The sequence below is a fragment of the Pseudomonas sp. NPDC089396 genome, from assembly GCF_044749545.1.
Classification (GTDB): domain Bacteria; phylum Pseudomonadota; class Gammaproteobacteria; order Pseudomonadales; family Pseudomonadaceae; genus Aquipseudomonas.
Genome location: NZ_JBIVIC010000007.1, coordinates 227,531 through 243,145, shown reverse-complemented (window position 1 = coordinate 243,145; position 15,615 = coordinate 227,531). Strand labels below are relative to the sequence as shown.

Here is a 15,615-nt window from a genome sequence, read left to right as displayed (position 1 = left end):
AGGAGCGGCCTTGTGTCGCGAAAGGGCTGCAAAGCAGCCCCAAGATCTCAACCCCACTACATAACTCAAGGATCCCCCCCCATGCACTACCGCCGCCTAGGCCACACCGATCTCCAAGTCAGCCTCCTCAGCCTCGGCACCATGACCTGGGGCCACCAGAACACCGAACAAGACGCCCACCAGCAACTGGACGCCGCCATCGCCGCCGGCATCAACTTCATCGACACCGCCGAGATGTACCCCACGCCCACCCGCGCCGAAACCTGGACCACCACCGAGCGCTACATCGGCACCTGGATCAAAGCCCGCGGCAACCGCGACAAGCTCCTGCTGGCCAGCAAGATCGCCGGCCCCGCCCGCGACCCCGGCGCCCAGGCGCACATCCGCGATGGCCTGTCGCACCACGACCGCAAGCACATCGTCGCCGCCCTGGAAGGCAGCCTGCGCCGCCTGCAGACCGACTACCTGGACCTCTACCAACTGCACTGGCCCGACCGCACCAGCAACTTCTTCGGCATCCGCGAATACCCCTATGCCGACGACCACCCGGAAACGGCGGCCGTCGAAGAAACCCTGGCGGTGCTGGACGAGCAGGTCAAGGCCGGCAAGGTTCGCCACATTGGCGTGTCCAATGAAACCCCCTGGGCTGTGGCGCAGTTCCTGCGCCACAGCGAAGACCGGGGCTTGGCGCGCATCGCCAGCATCCAGAATCCCTACAGCCTGCTCAACCGCCTGTACGAGAACGGCCTGTCGGAGTTCAGCCACCGCGAGGGCGTCAGCCTGCTGGCCTATTCGCCGCTGGCCTTCGGCGCGCTGACCGGCAAGTACCTGAACGGCGCACGGCCCGAGGGCTCGCGGTTGTCGTCGGTGTACCGCACGTTCAATCGCTATGGCAGCGACGAGGCCAACAGCGCCATTGCCAGCTATGTACAGATTGCCCGCGAGCATGGCCTGACCCCGGCGCAACTGGCCCTGGCCTTCGTCATCCGCCAGCCGTTCGTGGCCAGCGCGATTACCGGGCAGACCACCTTGCTGCAGCTGCAGGAAAACCTCGGTGCGCTGGAGGTGCAGCTGAGTGACGAAGTGCTGGCCGAGATTCAGGCAGTTCACCGGCGCCTGCCCAACCCAGCCCCGTAGCCCGCGCTCGGCAGGCGCCTTTTTCTTTTGTGGGAGCCGGCTTGCCGGCGATCACCGGCGCAGCCGGTGCCATGCACCGCGGTGCCCGCATCGCCGGCAAGCCGGCTCCCTCAGACAGCGCTGGATCAGAAGGACAGTCATGAACGCGATCGCCTCATCACCCCTCACTTTAACTACGCGCCCCCGCTGGCTATCCCGCCCCGGCCTGTACCTGGCCTGGACCCTGCTCGCCCTGCTGTTGCTGGCAGTAGCCGCCCCCGGCTGGCTGGCCCCCACCGACCCCCTGGCCGCCGACGCCCGCCTGGCCTACCACCCGCCCAGCAGCGTCTTCTGGCTGGGCTCCGACGAAAACGGCCGCGATGTGCTCAGCCGGCTGATCCACGGCGCCCGCCCATCGCTGCTCATCGGCCTGGCGGCGACCCTGGTCGGCCTTGGCCTGGGCACACTGCTCGGGCTGCTCGCCGGCCTGGCGCCCGCCTGGCTGGACAACCTGCTGATGCGCGCCGTCGACGTCCTGCTGGCCTTCCCCGACCTGCTGCTGGCGCTGGTGATCATCACCCTGTTCGGCCAGGGCACCAGCAACCTCATCCTCGCCGTGGGCATCGCCTCGGTGCCCCGTTACGCGCGGCTGGTGCGGGCCCAGACCCTGACCATCCGCCACGCCGGCTTCGTCGAGGCGGCGCTGACCCTGGGCCGCCGGCCGCTGGCCGTGGTGCTCGGGCACGTCCTGCCCAATGCCGTGCAGCCGGTGCTGATCCTCGCCTGTATTGGCCTGGGTGGGTCGATCACCGCCGCCGCGGCATTGAGCTTCCTCGGATTCGGTGCGCCACCGCCCGCCGCCGAGTGGGGCGCGATGATGGCCGTGGCCCGCAATTTCATGGCCAACGCCCCCTGGCTGATGGCCTGGCCGGCGCTGGCAATCACCTTGACCGTTATTTCCATCACCGTCATCGGCCGTGACTGGCTGCGGCGCAGCGAGGGCAGACGCGCATGAACAGCTTTGAAAAGAAGGGACCGCTGGTGGATATCCGTGACCTGCGGGTGAGTTTCAACGGCGTGCCCGTGGTGCATGGCGTAAGCCTGCAACTGCACGCCGGGCAGTGCCTGGCGCTGGTCGGCGAATCGGGCTCGGGCAAGAGCGTCACGGCGCGCACCCTGGTCGGCCTGACCGGGCAGGGCGCGCAGGTGCAGGCGCAACGCTTGGCCTTCGCCGGGCGGGATCTGCTCGGCGTCGATGAAGCTACCTGGCAGCGCTTGCGCGGCGGGCACATCGGCTTCGTCATGCAGGATGCGCTGGGGTCGCTCGACCCGCTGCGCCGGGTGGGTGCCGAGATCGAGGAGCCATTGCTGCTACACACCGGCCTGGGCGCCGAACAGCGACGCTTGCGCGTGCTCGAGTTGTTGCGCCAGGTCGGCGTGCCCGAGCCGGAGGTGCGGGCTCGGCAGTATCCCTGGCAACTGTCCGGCGGCTTGCGCCAGCGTGCCCTGATCGCCTCGGCCATTGCCTGCCAGCCACGCCTGTTGATTGCCGACGAGCCGACCACGGCGCTGGATGCCACGGTGCAGGCGCAGATCCTCGACCTGCTGGAGCAGTTGCGTGAGCGCGACAACAGCTTGCTGATGGTCAGCCATGACCTGGCGGTGGTTGCGCGCCTGGCAGACTGGGTGGCGGTGATGCGCGGGGGTGAAGTGGTGGAGCAGGGCAGTGCCGAACAGGTTCTTCAGGACCCGCAGGATCCTTATACCCAACGCCTGCTCAGTGCCGCGCGGGCGGTGCATTTTCAGCGTCCTTCAGGCCCTGCGCTGGCCCTGGTGGAGAACGCCGTGAGCGAGCAACCGGTGTTGCTGGAGGCCCGCGGCCTGGGCAAGTCGTTCAAGGGGCCGGATGGCCAGCTGCGTCAGGTACTCAAGGATGTCTCGCTGACATTGCGCGCGGGGCAGACCCTGGGCGTGGTGGGCGAGTCCGGCTCTGGCAAGAGCACCTTGGGGCGCATCCTGCTCGGCCTGGAACACCCGGAGCACGGCAGCGTGCAGTTCGCCGGCGAGGACTGGGTGGGGCTCTCGGGCGAGCAGCAGCGGCGGGTACGCCAGGGCATCCAGGTGGTGTTCCAGGACCCGCTGGCCTCGTTCGACCCGCGCTTTACCGTGTTGCGCGTGTTGTCCGAAGCGCTGGCCCAGGCCGGCGTGCCGCGCGGCTTGCGGCGTACCGAGGCGGCGAGGTTGCTGGAGCGGGTGCAACTGCCAACGCCGCTGCTCGACCGGCGCCCGCTGGAGCTTTCCGGTGGTCAGCGCCAGCGCATCGCCATTGCCCGCGCGCTGGCCATGAAACCGCGGGTGCTGGTGCTGGATGAGCCGGTTTCGGCGCTGGACGTGTCGGTGCAGGCGCGGATCCTGGCGTTGCTTGCCGAGCTCAAGGCCGAGCTGAACCTGGCCTGCCTGTTCATCTCCCATGACCTGGGTGTGGTCGAGCAGGTCAGCGACCAGGTGCTGGTGATGCAGGGCGGGCGGGTGGTGGAGCAGGGCAGTGCTGCGCAGGTGTTGCGCCAGCCGCGTCATGCCTATACCCGCGCATTGCTCGATGCCGTGCCCAGCCTGCCGCCCGCGCAGCCGCGCTGGGTCAGCCGGATTGCTGTTTGAAGCCACTGGCCCTATCGCCAGCAAGCTGGCTCCCACAGGTACCCCGCCGCACTCGAGACCGGTGGTACTCCTGTGGGAGCCGGCTTGCCGGCGATAGGGCCAGTGGCAGCACCTTGAACACTGAGGAAACCACCGTGACATCGACCCACCGCCTCCCCGATGGCTGGGACATCCGCCACCTACCCGACACCCCCACGGCCTTCGTCCGCGCTTTCATCCTGCGCCACCCCCTGGCCTACAGCGGCATGCTCGCCCTGCAGACCGTGTCGGTACTCTGCGCCGTCCTGGTCCCCTGGCAACTGGGCCAGATCACCCGCCTGGTCAGCCAGGGCCTCGAAGCCGCCCGCGCCATCGACACCCTGGCCTGGCCCCTGGCCGGTTTCGCCGCGTTGCTGGCCGTGGAAATGCTCAGCATGCGCCTGGCCAGCGGCCTGCACATCCACACCGTACCCCGGCAGCGGCGCGCCGTGACCCAGGCCCTGTTCGCCTACCTGCAGCGCCATTCGCACCGCTACATCACCAGCGAATTCGCCGGCGCCCTGGCGCACCGCATCAGCGAAGTGGCGCTGGGCACCACCCAGACCCTGGCGATCCTCATCTTCGACCTGATCCCGCTGCTGGCCACCCTGACCCTGGCGGTGATCCTGCTGGCCACCGCCAACGCCTGGCTGGCCGCCTTCATGGGCCTGTGGGCCGTGGGCTTTCTCACCCTGTGCTGGTTCCTCGCCCGCCGCAGCCACCCACTGGCCCGCGACTTCGCCGCCGCGCGGAGTGTGAGCACCGGCAAGGTGGTGGATGCGGTCACCAACCTCACCAACATCCGCCTGTTCGCCCGCCACCCTTACGAGCATGGCTACCTGGGCCGTTTTCTCGACCGCGAGGTGGCGGCGGCGGATCGCTCGCTGGGCTACATGGAGAAGATCCGCTGGCTGCAGAACGCCTGCGGTGTGCTGCTCAAGCTCGGCATCCTGCTGCTGGCGCTGTGGCTGTGGCAGCGCGGCAGCATCGACATCGCCACCTTCGTCACCGCCACCAGCCTGTCGCTGATGATCATCGCCGACGTGGCCGGCCTGTCACGGCGCCTGCTGGAATTCTTCGAGGCCACGGGCAACATCGCCAACGGCGTGCGTACTCTGGTGCGTCCGCACGAGGTGCGCGATGCGAGCGAGGCGCGGGACTTGAAGGTGGAGCGCGGTGAGGTGCGGTTTGCTGACGTGACCTTCGGTTATCACCCTGGGCGGCCGATTTTCCAGGGTCTGAACCTGCATATCCCGGCTGGCCAGCGGGTGGGCTTGGTGGGCGCTTCAGGCTCGGGCAAGTCGACGCTGCTGGGGTTGCTGCTGCGTTTGTATGACGTTGATGACGGTCAGGTACTGATCGATGGCCAGGACGTGCGCACGGTCACCCAGCATTCGCTGCATGAGCAGGTTGGATTGATCCCGCAGGAGCCAGGGCTGTTCCACCGCAGTATTCGCGAGAACATTCATTACGGTCGCCTCGATGCTGGGGACGATGCCTTGCAGGCTGCCATCGACCGGGCAGGGGCGCGGGATTTCATCGAGTCCATGGAGTTGGGGTTCGACTCGCTGGTGGGGGAGCGTGGCGTGAAGTTGTCCGGTGGCCAACGGCAGCGCATCGCGATTGCCCGGGTGTTGCTCAAGAACGCGCCGATCCTGGTGATGGACGAGGCGACGTCGAGTCTGGATTCGATTACCGAGCGGTACATTCAGGACAAGTTGGACGAGATCATGGAAGACAAGACAGTGATCGTGGTGGCGCATCGGTTGTCGACCGTGGCGCATCTGGATCGGATCGTGGTGTTCGATGGTGGGCGGATTGTCGAGGATGGAAGCCATGCGCAGTTGCTGGCGCGGCGGGGGTATTACCATCGGTTGTGGAGCCGGCAGGGGGAGGTGGCATGAAGGCGTTTTTGTTGTCGAGGCATGAAAATAATCAGTTTTAACCTCTTTCTTGTAGGACATTTCCCAAAGATACTCTTACCGCCTTTTTCTCGTTGCGGTCGCCTGAGCACACCTCTAGTCTCGGCCTGTCGTTGATTTTCGACGACGCGGCTTTGACAGGCCGTAACGAGATACCTTGCATTGCTTTGCCGTTTTATGGCGGCTGTGCATGGGGCACGCTCGCGTGCGCCGGTTCTGGTATCCGCCGGTCTGTCAACCTATGCACAGCTGCCACCCTTCTGTTTGACAGCAGTGGGTGGTCGCCCCAAAAACGGATACTACCTATGCTGAAAATTGTCCCCGATCCACCGCACAACCATTCCCTCGAAGACACCCTCATCCAGGCCACGGACTACGCGCTGTGTGCGCACACCGTGATCCATCAGGCTCTGCGTCTGCAGCACAAATCTCCTGCTTCGATTCTGATGATGGCGTCGATGCATGAAATGGAGGCGTTGCGGGTGATGCTTGAGTCCATGTTGATTCAGGTCCAGATGCCGGCTGAGCCCAGGACTTTGCACTAGGGCTTAAGTGATGTGTTGTCTGGGCTGGCCCTATCGCCGGCAAGCCGGCTCCCACAGGGATCTCTAGCGACCACGCGATCGGTGTGGGAGCTGGCTTGCCAGCGGCCAGCCCAGGCAGTGAGAATTTCAGGGAGATCGAACAATGACCACAGACGACACCCATTTCACGGTCGGCAAGACCACCTTTTTCCAAGGCGAAAACCGCACCCACCCCCTGTTCCGAATCGAGCCCGGCATCCCCTGCCAGAATGCCCGCGAACAGGCCTCGGAACTGATGGGCTATGTGCGAGAACTGACCATCATAGGTCTGATGGAGGAGAAGCCCATGATGATCTGGGCATCGCACTACCTGAGCGCGATGGCCAAGGCGCTGATGGATGATGCCGAGCTGGGCATGATGCACTGAGTGCTCTGTTGACTGAAATGGCCTCATCGCCGGCAAGCAGGCTCCCACAGGTACTGCGCAACATCCGAGAACTGCGCAGTACCCTTTGGGATCAGGCTTGCCAGCGATGAGGCCAGCCCAATCGTCCGCCATGTTTCAAACGGAACTGTGCCGCCCCAGCCTGAGTCGCATCCTTTGAAGCAAGGCGCAAAATATCCGAGGCGGTGACCTCACTCCAGGTGAGTTCTCTTGACGTTCTGATTACGATATAGGCGTGTAAATAGGGGCGTGAATCGGCTGAAATCTCATGTTGTTTTGGTTTCAACATGTTGATTTTTGCAAGTGCTGGCGACTACTCAGGGCTTGGCTAAGTCCCATCGGCACTCTTTCAAGCGATCTGCATCAGTACCACTTTCTTTCCGCAGGTCAATGTTGCCGTTTGCGTCGAGATAGATGTCGGTGCTCGGCCATTTTGGTGTGATACTGATGCAATGATTACGACCTTCTTTTTTGCTCCACCAAGAAAATTCCATAAAAAATTCGTCATCAGGGAATAGAAAGCCGTTATCAACTGCGCCACCGCCGGGGAGCATTCCTCCCTTGTAAATCCTGTCTTTGACGTTCCAGATGTATCGGAACTCTTGGTGTCCTTCCTTGGAGTAGTGGACGGTGACAGTAGGGAGCGCGATATCCCAATGACTGATGGCCAGAAATACTACTGGAATCCATATCCACCGCATGTACCTTGGTCGGGGCTTAATTGCACTCGTGGACACGCACTCCATCTCCCCAGTTTTCTGGCGCTACCGCCAACACTTCGTCCATGATTATCCTTGCTGTAATACCGCCGCTTGGGTGTTGTTTGTAGAGCTTCACGCCGATACTGATCGACACTCTATCGGCAACATCATCAAATGCTCGCAGTCCGTCAAATAGACTCGCTGTCAGATGCGGGCCAGGGTTTTTCTGGCGATCTTCAAGCCACCTTTTGATGTCCGAACCAATCTGCTCGACTCCCGCTCCATCCAGAAGGACGCTCTCTGAAATTCCACCCGCTACTCCAACGTATCCGTAATGGATGTTTGACCAGATGTCAAAGAAGTAATCGTACTTTCCCTGTTTGTGGCGCACGCCGGGGAAGAGCTTGCGAAGCTTTGGCTTGTGATCCCATTCCATGTCCTGACCCACTTTTTTCGTCCAAATGATCATGGCCCCAAGCTTCTTCGTCCATGCAATAGTGTTGAAATCCTGTGGGCCAGCTAGTCTGGCGTACCAAGGAAGTTTAACGAACTCCTTTGCCGCATTGCTAGTGTCGTAGTTTATCAGTGCTTTCATCTCCAGCACGGCCGGATCGTGAATGTTGGCGTTCATTTCCCCAGCAATGTAACTCGCCAGCTCTTCCATCATGTCTGGGTGATTGCAAGCGGCAGGATCTGGCTTCTTCTCTGCTGGCGTTGGAATGACGGATGTAGGGGCGAAGATGGATTGACTTGATGTTACCGTGTGGGTAGTAACGGCAGGAGCTGATGGCTGGGCAACAGCCGTAGTGGTTCGTGCTGTAGGGCGTACCTCATTTTGATAGGTGGCGTGATAGATCGAAGGAATCAGTCCGGCTTTGCAGGGGCAATCGCTGAAGCTATTCAGTGTGCCGGCCATGAGCCTGCCATGGCTCTCCATATGCGAAATGCCGCCGACGATCCGATACGTTTTCCCGTCCTTCCCGCATGAGACCAGATCACCTTCGCGAGAATGAAGGACACCAAAAAAGTTGATTCTGTGATCACCTTCCAGCACTTTCCCGCCGCAGGTGGTTTTATCACCCAGGCCAATGAAATATCCTTTATTCATTGATTTTTCTCCGTTTCACTCAATTGAGCCCAAGCTGATTTCGACCGTAAACTGACCGTCAAATTTATTTCAACAGCGCGACACTGAACAACCATCAAGCAGTGCCACGCCTCATGGCTCAGCCCTCGATAGCGGGTAGAAAATCTTCAGCCTTCGGCACACCTTCACGCACCACGAACAAGCAGGCGCCTTGGAGCGTATTGATAATCTCGTCACCATTGCTGAGGTAGCTGCCGACTAGGGCAACATTGCTATTGTCTTCACCCGAGCCCGTTACGATTTGAGCCATGCGGCCATCGTCATACACAACATAATCACCTTTCTGCGCTGCGCGTGCCGGCTGACCGTTGTCCAAAGTGAATACCAGCGGAGCTGTCGCTTGTTGTATCACCCCGCCATTACGCGTTTGGCTGCCCTCGGTGGCCACTCGGTAAATGCCGATCGGGGGATGGGCTCTAGCGTAAACCTGATTCTTACTAACAATCGCCAAGGCTTGTTCATTGAAGCCGGCAAGCTGCTGCTCCGTGTATGGCGAGTCGTCCAGAGTGCGAAGAAACTCAGGCGAGACTTCGTTGGTATACAACAGGGGGAATGCTGCATTCATTTGTATGATCCTGATTCAAGGGGGCTTTGAGCTATTTTCCCCTTGTCACCTTGGCGAGCACGTCATGCCTAGAGCATGTCTGGCCGACGACAATGAGGATTAGCAGGCTGCATCCTGGAGGAGTGTTTGTAGAAAGTAAGTATGAAATTTCTGACAGGCACTCATCCGCAGAGAATCTGTTTTGGCCAGCAAGCATCATCAACGCCAGGGTAGGTAACAATCGCCGGAATCAAAATCACTGGAATGGGCGGCTCACAAGCGGTGGAACGAGTGGTCATCGTCACTGGAATACACCGTGTGCCATTGAAATCGGCACTGCGCGAAATTTTGGCCAACATCATTCGTGTTGAAACACGTCTGTTCAAGTTGAACAGGGCCTGTAGCCCAAATCGCCTGCTTCGATTTGGATGACGGCGTCGATGCATGAAATGGAGGCGCTGCGGGTGATGCTTGAGTCGATGTTGATTCAGGTGCAGATGCCGGCTGAGCCTAGGACTTTGCACTAGGGCTCAAGTGATGTGTTGTCTGGGCTGGCCTCATCGCTGGCAAGCCAGCTCCCACAGGGATCTCCAGCGCCCACGCGATCGCTGTGGGAGCTGGCTTGCCAGCGATGAGGCCAGCCCAGGCAGTGAAAATTTCAGGGAGAACGAACAATGACCACAGACAACACCCATTTCACGGTCGGCAAGACCACCTTTTTCCAAGGCGAAAACCGGACCCACCCGCTGTTCCGCATCGAGCCCGGCATCCCTTGCCAGAATGCTCGCGAACAGGCCTCGGAACTGATGGGCTATGTGCGAGAACTGACCATCATCGGCCTGATGGAAGAGAAGCCCATGATGATTTGGGCATCGCACTACCTGAGCGCGATGGCCAAGGCGCTGATGGATGATGCCGAGCTGGGCATGGTGCACTGAGTCATCTATTGCCTTCACTGGCCTCATCGCTGGCAAGCCAGCTCCTACAGGGATCTCCACCGCCCTTGGGCGTTGTGCGGTACCTGTGGGAGCCGGCTTGCCGGCGAAGAGGCCGGAACAGACTGTTGCCCTACCAACACCCCCCACACACTTTGCCCTCGCACCAGCACCACCCACCCGGCAAACCCCAACAAAATCAACCCGTTGAACCCGGCACAACTCCTGCAACAGGCCTTCCAAAGCCCAGTCCCCGCAGGAGCGCCCTTGAACCGACCCATCTCCCCCCTGATCCCGCTCTGCGCCGCGCTGGCCCTGATCGGCTGCGAACGCACCGAGCATCACACCGCGCAAAGCACCCAGCCACAGCACGGCGGCACCCTGGTCTACGCCACCGACCGCGAACCCACCTGCCTGGACCCGCACGTGGCCGGCGACATGCCCCAGGTGTTCGTCGCCCAGCAATACCTCGACTCGCTGGTATCGATGGAGAGCAACGGCCAGATCGGCCCCTGGCTGGCGAGCAGCTGGGAAGTCTCGGCCGACGGCCTGCATTACACCTTCCACCTGCGCCGCGACGTGCACTTCACCGATGGCACGCCTTTCAACGCCGAAGCGGTGAAAGCCAACCTCGACCACATGGCCAACCCCAAGACCCAGTCCAGTACTGCCGGTGGCTACATCCGCCAATACCGAGGCACCGAGGTCCTGGACAACTACACCGCACGGGTCACCCTGGCCACCCCTTACGCCGCCTTCCTCGAAGTCCTGGCCCAGGGCTTTCTCGGCATCCAGTCGCCCACCGCGCTCACCCGCAGCCGCGACGAAAACTGCGAAAGCCCAGTCGGCAGCGGGCCGTTCAAGGTGGTGCGCTGGGACCGGCAGAATCAGGTCGAGCTGGTGCGCAACCCGGACTACAACTGGGCACCGCCGACCGCGCAGCACCAAGGGCCGGCCTACCTCGATCGGATCGTCTGGAAGTTCATCCAGGAACCGTCGGTGCGCTTCGCTTCGCTGCAGGCCGGTGAAGTGGACGTGATCGAAACGCTGCCACCGGAGTCGCACGAGGCGGCGCGGCGCAACCCGGATGTCGATCTGATCATCGCCCAGCGCCCCGGCAACCCCACCAATGGCACCTTCAACCTGCGCCGCGCGCCGTTCGACGATATCCGCGTGCGCGAGGCCTTCGTGCGCAGCGCCGATGTCGACGGCGCGCTCAAGAGCGTGTACTTCGGCGAGTTCCCCCGCGCCGGTGGCCCGCTCAGCGTGGCCACGCCGTTCTACAGCGGCGACTTCGAGCGCAACCAGGACTACGACCCGGCGCGCGCCGCCAAGCTGCTCGACGAAGCCGGCTGGACCGGCCGCGACAGCGAGGGCTACCGGACCCGGAACGGCCAGCGCCTGCGCGCCGTCGTGCTGATCGGCGCGCGCACGCCGCCTTCGGAGCTGACCCTCTGGGAGCAGGTCCAGGCCACCACCCGCCAGGCAGGCCTGGAGCTGGTGCTCGACCAGATGAGCGACGCCCAGGTCACCGCGCGCCAGGCCACCTGGGACTACGACATCCGCATCGGTTACTGGAACACCAATACCCCTGATGTGCTGCGCATCATCTTCACCACCGCCTTCGTGCAGCCGGCCGGGGTAGGGGGCTATCACCAGAACTCCTCCGGCTACGCCGATCCGACCTTCGACGCGCTGCTCGACAGCGCCCTGGCCACCCAGGACGCCGACCTGCGCCGCCAGCGCTACCAGCAGGCGCAGCAACAGGCGGCGGCGCAGTACCTGCAACTGACCACTTACCCGCAAAGCACCCGCCTGGGCATCTACAAGACCGCCCACGGCGTGCGCCTGGAGCCTTCGCTGGCGGTGACCTACCTCTATGACGCATGGGTGAACAAATGAGTACGACTGCGCTTGCCGTGACCGACCCGCGCCGCGAACGGCTGGCCGCCCTGGGCCGACGCGCCGCCATCCGCCTTGGCGGTGGCGTGCTGGTGCTGTGGGCGGTGGCGACCCTGACCTTCTTCGCCCTGCGTCTGATGCCCGGCGACCCGGTGCTGGCGATTCTCGGCGGCCCCAGTGGCAACCCGACGCCGGAAGCGATCGAGGCCGCACGCCAGGAATACGGCCTCGACAAGCCACTGGCGGTGCAATACCTGATCTACCTCGGGCGTCTGCTGCAAGGCGACCTCGGGGTGTCCTATTCGCAGCACCTGCCGGTGACCCGTGTGCTGGCCGAGCAGGGTGGGGCGACCCTGGAACTGACCCTCGCGGCCCTGGTGCTGGCGTGGCTGCTGGTACTGCTGCTGACCGTGGTTACCGCCGGGCGCGGCAGGCTGGTCGGTGGCATCGCCTCGCTGGCCGAAACCCTCAGCGCGGCGTTGCCGCACTTTTGGCTCGGCGTGGTGCTGCTGGCGGTGTTCGCCTTCGGCCTGCGCTGGTTCCCGCCAGCGGGCAGCGACAGCTTCGCAAGCCTGGTGCTGCCGGCGTTTTCGCTGGCCATTCCGTTGGCCGGCTTCATCGCCCAGGTCACCCGCGAATCGCTGGAACTGACCCTCGAACAACCCTTCGTGCTCACAGCCCGCACCCGTGGCCTGAGCGACCTGGCGGTGCGCTTCAGGCATGCCCTGCGCCATGCCTTGCTGCCAGGCGTGTCGCTGTCGGGTTGGGCCATCGGCGCGCTGATCAGCGGCGCGGTGGTGTGCGAGGTGATCTTCTCGCGCAAGGGTGTCGGCCGTCAGCTGTACCAGGCGGTGCAGGCCCAGGACCTGCCGCTGGTGATCGGCATCAGCCTGGTGGTAGCGGCCGGCTATGTGCTGGCAAACATTCTGGTCGACCTGCTGTACCAGTGGATCGACCCTCGGCAACAGGAGGCCGCAGCATGACTGACCTGACCCTCGACCAGGCGCTTGCGCCGCAGCGCCGGCAGCGGCACCTGAAACTGCCACCGCTGGGTGCCAGCCTGGCCATCCTGTTCCTCTTCGCCTTGCTGCTGGCAGCCCTGGCGCCGGGGTGGTTCACCCGTATCGACCCGCTGGCCATCGTCCCGCGTGACGCCTTCCAGCCGCCGAGCTGGGCGCACTGGCTGGGCACCGACCAGTCGGGCCGCGACATCTTTGCGCGGATCATCCATGGGGCGCGGCAGAGCTTGCTGATCGGCGTGGCGGCCACGGCCATCTCCATGGCCATTGCCATCACCCTGGGCTTGCTCGGCGGCCTTGGCGGCGCACGGGTAGACCGGGCGGTGGGCTGGCTGCTGGAAGTGCTGTTCGCCTTCCCCAGCATGGTGCTGGCGCTGCTGTTCGTGGCGGTGTTCGGCAGCGGCGTAGGCCCGCTGATCGTCGCCACCGGGCTGGGTGGCGCACCGGGTTATGCGCGCATGGTTCGCGGCCAGGTGTTGGCGGTGCGCAATGCCGGCTACATCGAAGCGGCGAGGGCGCTGGGCCACCCGACTTCACGCATCGTGTTGCGCCAGCTGTTGCCCAACGCCATGCGGCCGCTGCTGGTGACCCTGACCATGGGCGTCGGCCAGGCCATCGTCTGGGCCTCGGCACTGAGCTTCCTCGGCCTGGGCGCACGGCCGCCGGCACCGGAGTGGGGGACCATGCTGTCGATGGGCCGCGACTTCATCGCCAATGCCTGGTGGCTGACCTTCTTCCCCGGCCTGTTCATCGTGCTCACCACCTTGGCCACCACGGTGACTGGCCGCTATATCCAACAACGCCTGGAGGGCCGTCTGCCATGACTGACAAGACCTTGATCGTCGAAGGGCTGAACGTGGCCTTCGAGGGCCGCAGCGTGGTGCGTGACTTGTCCCTGGTCCTGGCGCCGGGCCGTTGCGTGGCGCTGGTGGGCGAGTCGGGTTCTGGCAAGAGTGTCAGCGCCCGCAGCCTGGTCGGCTTGGCCGGTGCCCGGGCCCAGGTGAGCGCCCGTCGGCTGAGTTTCGATGGCCATGATCTGCTGGACTTGAGCGAGCGACAGTGGCGCTCGGTGCGTGGCAAGGACATCGGCTTCGTGCTGCAGGATGCGCTGGTGTCGCTGGACCCGTTGCGCCCGGTGGGCAAGGAAATTCTCGAGGTGCTGCAGACTCACCAGTACGGCGACCGCCACCGCCGTGCCGAGCGGGTGCATGAATTGCTTGGGCGGGTGGGTGTGCCGGATGTCGAGTTGCGTGCGCGCCAACGCCCTGGGCAACTGTCCGGCGGCCTCCGGCAGCGGGCGTTGATCGCCAGCGCCTTGGCGCTGGACCCGGCGCTGGTCATCGCCGATGAGCCCACCACCGCACTGGATGCCACGGTGCAGGCGCAGATTCTGGAAGTGTTCCAGCAGATCAAGGCCCGTGGCGCCTCGCTGCTGATCATCAGCCACGACCTGGCAGTGGTCGCGCAACTGGCCGACGAGGTGGTGGTGCTGCGCCACGGCGAGGTGGTGGAGCAGGGCCCGATGCAGCAGGTGCTGCGCCAGCCACGCCATCCTTACACCCAGGCACTGCTGGCGGCGGTGCCGGCCGAGCACCCGCGCGGCAGCCGGCTGTCACCGGAGCGGGCGGGCGTGCGCCGCGAGCCACGCCCGCGCCTGCACAGCGACGTGCTGCTCGAAGGCCGTGGCCTGGGCAAGCGCTACCTCGGCCCGGACGGGTTGTTGCGCCAAGTGGTACAGGGTGTCGACTTCACCCTGCGCGCCGGCCGCACCTTGGGCATTGTCGGCGAGTCGGGCTCGGGCAAGACCACCGTGGCGCGCATTGCCCTCGGGCTGCTGCAGCCCGACCAGGGCGAAGTGCTCTATCGCGGCCAGCCCTGGAACCGGCCGGGCAATGCCGTGAGTGAGGCCGTACGCAGGCCGTTGCGCCGGGAGATCAGCGTGATCTACCAGGATCCGCTGGGCTCGTTCGACCCGCGCTGGAGCGTGGCGCAGATCCTCGACGACGCCTTGCAGGTGGCGGGGATCGAAGCCGCGGCCAGGCCGGCGCGCATCGCCGTGCTGCTCAACCAGGTGCGCCTCCCCGCGGCGCTGGCGCAGCGCCGGCCCTTGCAATTGTCTGGCGGCCAGCGCCAGCGGGTGGCGATCGCCCGGGCGATTGCCAGCGAGCCGAAGGTGATCATCTGCGACGAGCCGGTCTCGGCCCTGGATGTGTCGGTGCAGGCCCAGGTGCTCGACCTGCTGGCTGACCTGCAGGATGAACTGGGGCTGGCCTACCTGTTCATTTCCCACGACCTGGGGGTGATCCGTCATGTCAGCAACGACGTGCTGGTGATGCGCCATGGCCAGGTGGTGGAGCAGGCGCCGGTGGAGCAGTTGTTCGAGCGGCCTGCGCATGAGTACACCCAGCGGTTGCTCGGCGCGGTGCCGCGCCTGCCCGGCAGCGGTGCCGAGCTGGTGGTGCCGCCGTTGGATCTTTCGCACGAAGCCTTCGACCTGTTTGACGAATCACGGCTCTGGAAGATCGCGATCTGACCCTCGAAATCTGAAAGCTACGCAATCCCTGTGGGAGCCGGCTTGCCGGCGATAGGGCCCGAACAGGCTGCTCAAGGTGTATTGCCTGCGCCGGCCTCATCGCCGGCAAGCCGGCTCCCACAGGGAACCTGTGCAAGTCTGAAATTAAAGG

General features: G+C 63.9%; 14 protein-coding genes. 11 read left to right on the top strand and 3 right to left on the bottom strand.

Features of this window, described 5'->3' with window-relative positions; genetic code table 11:
- The first annotated feature begins 81 nt into the window (after positions 1-81).
- The 6 genes from ACIPZB_RS15565 (at position 82) to ACIPZB_RS15540 (ending at position 6,665) form a co-directional block, all read left to right on the top strand.
- Positions 82-1,137, top strand: coding sequence for an NADP(H)-dependent aldo-keto reductase (locus tag ACIPZB_RS15565; RefSeq protein WP_400641303.1), 1,056 nt, complete (start codon positions 82-84; stop codon positions 1,135-1,137).
- A 139-nt stretch (positions 1,138-1,276) separates the two neighbouring features.
- A complete protein-coding gene (locus ACIPZB_RS15560; protein ID WP_400641301.1) occupies positions 1,277-2,131 on the top strand; it encodes an ABC transporter permease in 855 nt (284 codons plus the stop codon).
- On the top strand, positions 2,128-3,774 hold the full coding sequence (locus tag ACIPZB_RS15555; protein WP_400641299.1) for a dipeptide ABC transporter ATP-binding protein: 1,647 nt from the start codon (positions 2,128-2,130) through the stop codon (positions 3,772-3,774). The genes ACIPZB_RS15560 and ACIPZB_RS15555 overlap by 4 nt, the downstream gene beginning before the upstream one ends.
- 134 nt (positions 3,775-3,908) lie before the next feature.
- A complete protein-coding gene (locus tag ACIPZB_RS15550; RefSeq protein WP_400641297.1) occupies positions 3,909-5,696 on the top strand; it encodes an ABC transporter ATP-binding protein in 1,788 nt (595 codons plus the stop codon).
- Positions 5,697-6,019: 323 nt separating this feature from the next.
- Entirely contained in the window at positions 6,020-6,259 is a 240-nt protein-coding gene (locus tag ACIPZB_RS15545) for a hypothetical protein (RefSeq protein ID WP_400641295.1), read from the top strand.
- Between the two features lie 142 nt (positions 6,260-6,401).
- Positions 6,402-6,665, top strand: a complete 264-nt coding sequence (locus ACIPZB_RS15540; RefSeq protein ID WP_400641293.1) for a DUF3077 domain-containing protein — start codon at positions 6,402-6,404, stop codon at positions 6,663-6,665.
- Positions 6,666-7,000: 335 nt separating this feature from the next.
- Here the strand turns inward: ACIPZB_RS15540 and ACIPZB_RS15535 are convergent, their stop codons facing one another.
- From ACIPZB_RS15535 to ACIPZB_RS15525, 3 genes are all read right to left on the bottom strand, one after another.
- A complete protein-coding gene (locus ACIPZB_RS15535; protein WP_400641291.1) occupies positions 7,001-7,384 on the bottom strand; it encodes a hypothetical protein in 384 nt (127 codons plus the stop codon).
- A 16-nt stretch (positions 7,385-7,400) separates the two neighbouring features.
- Positions 7,401-8,492 carry a polymorphic toxin type 44 domain-containing protein gene (locus ACIPZB_RS15530; RefSeq protein WP_400641289.1) on the bottom strand — a complete coding sequence of 364 codons (1,092 nt, stop codon included), beginning with the start codon at positions 8,490-8,492 and terminating at the stop codon, positions 7,401-7,403.
- 118 nt (positions 8,493-8,610) lie between these two features.
- Entirely contained in the window at positions 8,611-9,096 is a 486-nt protein-coding gene (locus ACIPZB_RS15525; RefSeq protein ID WP_400641287.1) for a hypothetical protein, read from the bottom strand.
- A 653-nt stretch (positions 9,097-9,749) separates the two neighbouring features.
- Between ACIPZB_RS15525 and ACIPZB_RS15520 the strand changes: the two genes are divergently transcribed.
- From ACIPZB_RS15520 to ACIPZB_RS15500, 5 genes are all read left to right on the top strand, one after another.
- Positions 9,750-10,013 carry a DUF3077 domain-containing protein gene (locus tag ACIPZB_RS15520; RefSeq protein ID WP_400641285.1) on the top strand — a complete coding sequence of 88 codons (264 nt, stop codon included), beginning with the start codon at positions 9,750-9,752 and terminating at the stop codon, positions 10,011-10,013.
- A 264-nt stretch (positions 10,014-10,277) separates the two neighbouring features.
- Positions 10,278-11,912, top strand: coding sequence for an ABC transporter substrate-binding protein (locus ACIPZB_RS15515; RefSeq protein WP_400641283.1), 1,635 nt, complete (start codon positions 10,278-10,280; stop codon positions 11,910-11,912).
- Positions 11,909-12,895, top strand: coding sequence for an ABC transporter permease (locus ACIPZB_RS15510; RefSeq protein ID WP_400641281.1), 987 nt, complete (start codon positions 11,909-11,911; stop codon positions 12,893-12,895). The genes ACIPZB_RS15515 and ACIPZB_RS15510 overlap by 4 nt, the downstream gene beginning before the upstream one ends.
- A complete protein-coding gene (locus ACIPZB_RS15505; RefSeq protein WP_400641279.1) occupies positions 12,892-13,755 on the top strand; it encodes an ABC transporter permease in 864 nt (287 codons plus the stop codon). Before ACIPZB_RS15510 ends, ACIPZB_RS15505 begins: the two co-directional genes overlap by 4 nt.
- Positions 13,752-15,464, top strand: coding sequence for a dipeptide ABC transporter ATP-binding protein (locus tag ACIPZB_RS15500; protein ID WP_400641277.1), 1,713 nt, complete (start codon positions 13,752-13,754; stop codon positions 15,462-15,464). Before ACIPZB_RS15505 ends, ACIPZB_RS15500 begins: the two co-directional genes overlap by 4 nt.
- Positions 15,465-15,615 lie beyond the last annotated feature (151 nt).

Bases quoted from the DNA above. Each gene is read 5' to 3' on its own strand.
- ACIPZB_RS15520 (WP_400641285.1), top strand. From the start codon at position 9,750: ATGACCACAGACAACACCCATTTCACGGTCGGCAAGACCACCTTTTTC.
- ACIPZB_RS15535 (WP_400641291.1), bottom strand. From the start codon at position 7,384: ATGCGGTGGATATGGATTCCAGTAGTATTTCTGGCCATCAGTCATTGG.
- ACIPZB_RS15555 (WP_400641299.1), top strand. From the start codon at position 2,128: ATGAACAGCTTTGAAAAGAAGGGACCGCTGGTGGATATCCGTGACCTG.
- ACIPZB_RS15510 (WP_400641281.1), top strand. From the start codon at position 11,909: ATGAGTACGACTGCGCTTGCCGTGACCGACCCGCGCCGCGAACGGCTG.
- ACIPZB_RS15540 (WP_400641293.1), top strand. From the start codon at position 6,402: ATGACCACAGACGACACCCATTTCACGGTCGGCAAGACCACCTTTTTC.
- ACIPZB_RS15560 (WP_400641301.1), top strand. From the start codon at position 1,277: ATGAACGCGATCGCCTCATCACCCCTCACTTTAACTACGCGCCCCCGC.
- ACIPZB_RS15565 (WP_400641303.1), top strand. From the start codon at position 82: ATGCACTACCGCCGCCTAGGCCACACCGATCTCCAAGTCAGCCTCCTC.
- ACIPZB_RS15545 (WP_400641295.1), top strand. From the start codon at position 6,020: ATGCTGAAAATTGTCCCCGATCCACCGCACAACCATTCCCTCGAAGAC.
- ACIPZB_RS15505 (WP_400641279.1), top strand. From the start codon at position 12,892: ATGACTGACCTGACCCTCGACCAGGCGCTTGCGCCGCAGCGCCGGCAG.
- ACIPZB_RS15500 (WP_400641277.1), top strand. From the start codon at position 13,752: ATGACTGACAAGACCTTGATCGTCGAAGGGCTGAACGTGGCCTTCGAG.
- ACIPZB_RS15530 (WP_400641289.1), bottom strand. From the start codon at position 8,492: ATGAATAAAGGATATTTCATTGGCCTGGGTGATAAAACCACCTGCGGC.
- ACIPZB_RS15525 (WP_400641287.1), bottom strand. From the start codon at position 9,096: ATGAATGCAGCATTCCCCCTGTTGTATACCAACGAAGTCTCGCCTGAG.